Genomic DNA, 954 nt, shown 5'->3' on the forward strand with positions numbered 1-954 from the left:
TGGTCCGCGACAGCAAGAACCGCACCGGCGGCACCCTCACCTTCACCCCCACCGCCTGGTCCACCTTCGTCACCCAGGTCAGCACCGCCGGCCATTGACCACCCGACACCGGCCTCCTTGGAGGAGGACGCAGAGCCGGCACGCATCAGCGCTGACCTATCCGCCGGATGCATCCGCCGCTCGACGTGCAGGGCGTCGGCCCTCAGCACGTCCGAGCGGCCGCACTCGCCGCCGAGAGTCCGTACAACTTGGGACGGGCGACCGGCCGAGCCTCCAGGAACGCCGCAGCTGTTCACCGGATCGGGTGGGCACCAGCGCGCGCTCATGCCGATGAGCGGATGGGCTACTGGATGATCGTCCCTGTGCTGCTTTGATCACAGTCAGTATCGTGAGCGAGCGTCCTGCTCTGGTCGCTGGTGGCGGCGGTCGGGTAGCGGCCACAGCTAGTGTCGGTGGTAGATGCTGGGGTGGTCGACGACGAGGTCGGGTTGATGCTCGTCGCGGCAACGGTTGCGATCGGTACGAGTGGGGGGGTACCCACTGATAAATGCGGAAGGGAGTCAAACAATTTCATGCCAGATGATCGATCAACGCCAAGGATAGCGGCCTCCGGTGACCGATCCGTAGCCGCCTCAGTGAACTACGGTTTCGTCAACACCGGTTCGTCGGCGGTCTTCGTCGGCAGAGACATCGTTGCCTACAACCACGGAAGGTTTGATTCGGCACACGGAGACATCGAACAAAAGAATCTACTATTGACTGAGGCGGAAGCTGCGTTAGGGCCCGATCACCCAGAAGTCGCCGAACGCCTCAGCGACCTAGCAACGGCGTACAGAGACCAGGGACGCACCTCGGAAGCGATTCCCCTCCTGCAACGAGCGATGACAATCAGTGAAGCTGCGTTAGGGCCCGATCACCCAGAAGTCGCCGAACGCCTCAGCGACCTAGCAACGG

The 954-nt window shown here is 63.1% G+C and carries 2 protein-coding genes; both read left to right on the plus strand.

Going from position 1 to position 954, the window contains the following annotated elements; translation table 11 throughout:
* The coding region (locus ACFHWS_RS28480; protein ID WP_416569581.1) for a DUF397 domain-containing protein at positions 1-98 on the plus strand (98 nt) is incomplete at its 5' end.
* 369 nt (positions 99-467) lie between these two features.
* On the plus strand, positions 468-954 hold a 487-nt coding region (locus ACFHWS_RS28485), incomplete at its 3' end, for a tetratricopeptide repeat protein (protein WP_416569580.1).

It is taken from the genome of Micromonospora sp. LOL_013, assembly GCF_048060315.1.
Lineage (GTDB): Bacteria > Actinomycetota > Actinomycetes > Mycobacteriales > Micromonosporaceae > Micromonospora_E.